This window comes from Rhodoferax sp. (genome assembly GCF_011391645.1).
Classification (GTDB): domain Bacteria; phylum Pseudomonadota; class Gammaproteobacteria; order Burkholderiales; family Burkholderiaceae_C; genus Rhodoferax.
In genome coordinates, this window is the sequence record NZ_JAABQC010000009.1 from 24,159 (window position 1) to 28,351 (window position 4,193).

The 4,193-nt window shown below is 59.9% G+C and carries 6 protein-coding genes and 1 pseudogene; 4 read left to right on the plus strand and 3 right to left on the minus strand.

Annotated elements, in window-relative coordinates:
• From GPS82_RS02420 to GPS82_RS02430, 3 genes are all read left to right on the plus strand, one after another.
• On the plus strand, positions 1 to 318 hold a 318-nt coding region (locus tag GPS82_RS02420), incomplete at its 5' end, for a DUF3597 domain-containing protein (RefSeq protein ID WP_296490620.1).
• Between the two features lie 35 nt (positions 319 to 353).
• Positions 354 to 950, plus strand: a complete 597-nt coding sequence (locus GPS82_RS02425; protein WP_296490623.1) for a DUF937 domain-containing protein — start codon at positions 354 to 356, stop codon at positions 948 to 950.
• A gap of 163 nt (positions 951 to 1,113) precedes the next feature.
• Positions 1,114 to 1,929 (plus strand): mechanosensitive ion channel family protein, encoded by an 816-nt coding sequence (locus GPS82_RS02430; RefSeq protein ID WP_296490625.1) that lies wholly within the window; start codon positions 1,114 to 1,116, stop codon positions 1,927 to 1,929.
• A gap of 97 nt (positions 1,930 to 2,026) precedes the next feature.
• Here the strand turns inward: GPS82_RS02430 and GPS82_RS02435 are convergent, their stop codons facing one another.
• Positions 2,027 to 2,917: a DUF2846 domain-containing protein gene (locus GPS82_RS02435; RefSeq protein ID WP_296490626.1), complete on the minus strand. Its 891-nt coding sequence runs from the start codon at positions 2,915 to 2,917 to the stop codon at positions 2,027 to 2,029.
• 152 nt (positions 2,918 to 3,069) lie between these two features.
• Here GPS82_RS02435 and GPS82_RS02440 point away from each other — a divergent pair, with 152 nt between their 5' ends.
• A complete protein-coding gene (locus tag GPS82_RS02440; protein ID WP_296490628.1) occupies positions 3,070 to 3,648 on the plus strand; it encodes an NnrU family protein in 579 nt (192 codons plus the stop codon).
• A gap of 60 nt (positions 3,649 to 3,708) precedes the next feature.
• On the opposite strand, the gene GPS82_RS02445 is transcribed toward GPS82_RS02440, so the two are convergent.
• Together GPS82_RS02445 and GPS82_RS02450 are read right to left on the minus strand one after the other, a co-directional pair.
• A complete protein-coding gene (locus GPS82_RS02445; protein ID WP_296490630.1) occupies positions 3,709 to 3,921 on the minus strand; it encodes a DUF2788 domain-containing protein in 213 nt (70 codons plus the stop codon).
• Positions 3,921 to 4,193 (minus strand): annotated as a pseudogene (locus GPS82_RS02450) (hypothetical protein); the annotation flags it as partial. The pseudogene GPS82_RS02450 and the gene GPS82_RS02445, both read right to left, overlap by 1 nt.

Here is a 4,193-nt window from a genome sequence, read left to right on the forward strand (position 1 = left end):
CTGAGCCCAAGCCCGGTCACCGTTGCGGCCGCACCGGCTGCGCCCAATCCGATCGCCATGGTCGATGTCGTCGCCCAAATGGAGCAGCGTGCTGCGGCAAACCCGCAAAAGCTGAACTGGCGCACCTCCATCGTCGATCTGCTGAAGCTGCTTGATCTCGACAGCAGCCTTTCAGCGCGCAAAGAGCTGGCCACCGAGCTGGGATGCCCGGCGGACTTGATGGGGGACTCGGCACAGATGAACATTTGGCTGCACAAGAACGTCCTGGCGCACATCGCCGCCAACGGCGGCAATATCCCGCAGGCCTTGCTGGACTAGGCTGACGGCGCAAGCACCCATCCAGGAGAAGACACATGCAGTTGACAGACATCCTCGCCCAGATGGGCGGCCTCCGGTCCATGTCCCGTGAGCTGGGCATCAGCGAGCGCCAGGCGGCGAGCGGCGCCGAGGCATTGCTTCCGGCGATCCTGGGCGGTTTCAAGAAGCAGGCACAGTCGCAGCCCGCGGGACTCGGGGGGCTTGGCGGGCTGCTCGGGCAACTTGGTGGTGCTGGTCTGCTCGACCAGGTGCTGGCGCCTCAGCCCACCGACGTCAGCCAGGGCAATGACGTGCTCGGACAGATCTTTGGCTCCAGGGACGTTAGCCGCGCAGTGGCGCAGAATGCGGCGGCGCCGTCAGGCCTCGACCCCTCCCTGCTCAAGAAGATGTTGCCCATGCTGGCGATGCTGGTGGGGGGCTATATGGCAAAGCAGGACGGCCGCACCGCGGCTCCCCCCGAACCAATGGGCGGCGGGCTGGAAGCGGGGCTGGGCGACCTGCTGGGAGGAATGTTCGGTGGCCAGAATGGCAGTGCTGGCAGCGGGGCAGGGCTGGCCTCGATGCTCGACATGAACGGCGACGGCAATGCGCTTGATGACATCCTGCGCATGGCGGGTAAGGCGATGCGCTAGAGACAAACACCGCTCCAGCCCGGGCAGACCACCCCGTTGACGATCCTCCGGTTTTGGTTGCCGGTGCAGCAAATGTTGATAAATCGCACGGCCTTCTTCCTTCTTTTGGATCAAATCTGAAACTGCAGGATGCAAGACAAGTTTTTTTCGATCGGAACACACTATGGAAACTGGAAAAATCACCACCTGGATGGATCAGGCGCAACCCATCCTGGTGGCCTTTGGCCTCAAGGTATTGGGTGCCATTGCGGTTTTTGTCATAGGTCGCTGGTTGATTGGCCTGGCAACCAGGCTGATTGGCGCGGCCATGACCCGTCAACAACTCGACCCCACAGTGCAACGCTACCTGGTCAGCTTTATCACGGTGGCGCTCAATATTATTCTGGTCGTTGCCATACTGGGCTACTTCGGTGTCGAGACCACCTCCTTCGCCGCGTTGGTGGCCGGTGCCGGTGTGGCCATTGGCGCCGCCTGGAGCGGTTTGCTGGGTAACTTTGCGGCAGGCATCTTTCTGCTGGTGTTGCGCCCCTACCAGGTCGGTGAGTACGTGATGATTGGCGGCATCGAGGGCACCGTGATGGAGCTGGGCTTGTTTGGCACCACGCTGACCACGCCTGACAATGTCAAGACAATCGTTGGCAACGGAAAGATCATGGGCAGCGACATCAAGAACTACTCGTCCAATCCTTACCGGCGCGTTGAGCTGGTGGCGCAACTGGCTGGCAGTGCCGATGCACACCAGGCGATTGCGTTGTTGAAAGAGGCCGTCTCAAAAGTGGCAAACATCAGCAAGACTCCGGCCGTTGACGTCGAAATTCTTGAATTCAACGAGTTCGGGCCCAAACTGGCGGTGCGTCCGTATTGCCATACCGATCATTTCTGGCAAGTCTATTTCGACACCAACAAAACGATTGCCGACACGCTGGGCGCGGCAGGCTTTCCGGTTGCAACCCGACCCGTCAAGATTTATCCGGTGTGACCCCATTACAGATGGATGTTTTGGACCCAGCACCTGGGTAGCACGGGTAAAACGCTGCTCCTGACCCGTCAGAATTCCAGCGGGGCATTCCAATGCGTCATTCGTTCGGCGATTGACGCCGGATATGGACGGCAATTGGATTTGGATAGACCAGCCCCTGGCCGGCTGTGATGGCACCCACCATGCCCCCGAGTTCGGCACCTCTGAGTGTGCTGCCCAATCCCAACAGGACAGCAAAGGCCGGTCCCATGACCGGAGCCGCCGCCACACCCAGAGCCAGACCTGCACCAGCACCAAGCTGGGCGCCGCGGGTGCTGCCCTTGCGGGCCTGGTCTGCTGATGCCTGGGGCAAGCTCGACGCGGTGGCAGATGCAGCCGCCACATCGGCAGATGCCTTGCAGCTGATGTGCAGTGGCGACATTGACGGCTCCACGGTGACATTTCCTGGTGCCATGAACTGCCAACTGCCAAACGAATTGGACGCCTGACACGCCAGCGGGCCGCCCCAGGCAGGGTCATCCGCCTCGACGCGCACATGGATGGTCTGCAACAACGTCGTACTCTGTGCGAGTCTGCAGGACAGTACACCTGCCTTGCCTTCATCCTCGTTCATGAGGTGCAGTTTGGCGCGCGCATGGAAGAATCCCATCTTGGCTTCCTGCCATATGTAAGCGAGTGAACCCGCCCTGATGTCCACTTCAAGCGTGTCGGTGTTCTCGGCGATCGAGGTAACCGTGTGCTTGCCCGGCGCGACTGACTTGTACAGGTAAGTCTTCGTCATCGTCTGACCCAGGGGAACCCCGTCCAGCCAGACGTCCATCTTGACGGCGGTTCCAATGAACTCGTTCAGGTAGATGAAGACACCCGCCTGATCGGGCGCGATCGAAAATGTCTTCAGTGCCGCGTCGCGCTGCACATCTTCCACGGGCACGGACGCACAGCCCATCAACGACAAGCCAACGAATAACGCTTCAACGCAATGGTTCATCACTGTTCAATTTTATCGCCGCCCCAGTAGCGCCCACAACCCTTGACCATCACCTTTGAGCATCACCACCCTGGCGCCGGCCTGTGGTCAAATCACAGGCTTGTTCTTTACCTGTCTCACACTTTTTTGGGTGAGCTTTCACCATTCTTTCTATGCTTTACCTGATCCTGGGGCTGTTGCTGTTTTTGGGCACACATTCCGTGCGGATCGTGGCCGACGGCTGGCGCACCCGGACTCGCGTTCGCCTGGGGGCTTTACGCTGGCGTGCCTTGTACACAGTGCTGTCGCTGTTGGGGTTTGTGCTGATCGTCTGGGGCTTTGGCCTGGCACGGCAATCTCCGTGGCAGATCTGGACGCCCCCGCCTGGCATGCGACATCTGGCCATGCTGTTGACCTTGCTGAGTTTTGTGCTGCTGGCAGCGGCCTATGTGCCGGGGAATCGCATCAAAACGCGCATTCACCACCCCATGACAACAGCCGTCAAACTATGGGCACTGGCGCATTTGCTGACCAACGGTACGCTGGCGCATATGGTGTTGTTTGGCACTTTCCTGGTGTGGGCCATTTTTGTGTTCCTGGCTGCCCGCAAGCGCGATGTGCGTGACAGCATTCGGTATTCCCAGGGAACCACCGGGGCAACCGGCATCACCGTGGCGCTGGGGGTGGCGCTCTGGATCGCGTTCACACTGTGGCTGCACGGGCTGTTGATCGGGGTGCGCCCGTTCGGCTGACCAATTTGATACCTTGTGGGTCAGACCACTCGCGCAGTGACGTGCTCTGACCCCAACTGATTATTTGATACCCATCACCCACTGGATCATGTACTTGGCAACAAAACCGACCATGCCAAAGGCCAAGCCCAGCATCATGACAAAAAAACCAAACTTGCCTGCCTTGGACTCCCAGGCCAGCTGGCCAATGATGAACAGCATATAGAGCATCAGGCCGCCGACGCCAAAGGTCATGCCAAAGGCGGCGATTTGCTCTTCAGTAAAACCAAACATCAGCGCTGCCCCCGTTCCGGCAAAGCCGACGCATCCAGCAGGTCGCGGTACGCATGCCAGCTGGCGTGGCCGAGCAGCGGCACCAGCAGCACCAAGCCAATGAGGGCAGTGGCAAAACCCACAAAGGTCAGCACCATCAGGATCGCTCCCCAAAATGCCATCGGTATCGGGTTGGCCAAGACCACCCGCCAGCTCGCAGCAATGGCCTGACCGATGCCGACCTGACGGTCGAGCAGCAAGGGGATGGTGATCACCGTCGAGGCAAAAATGGG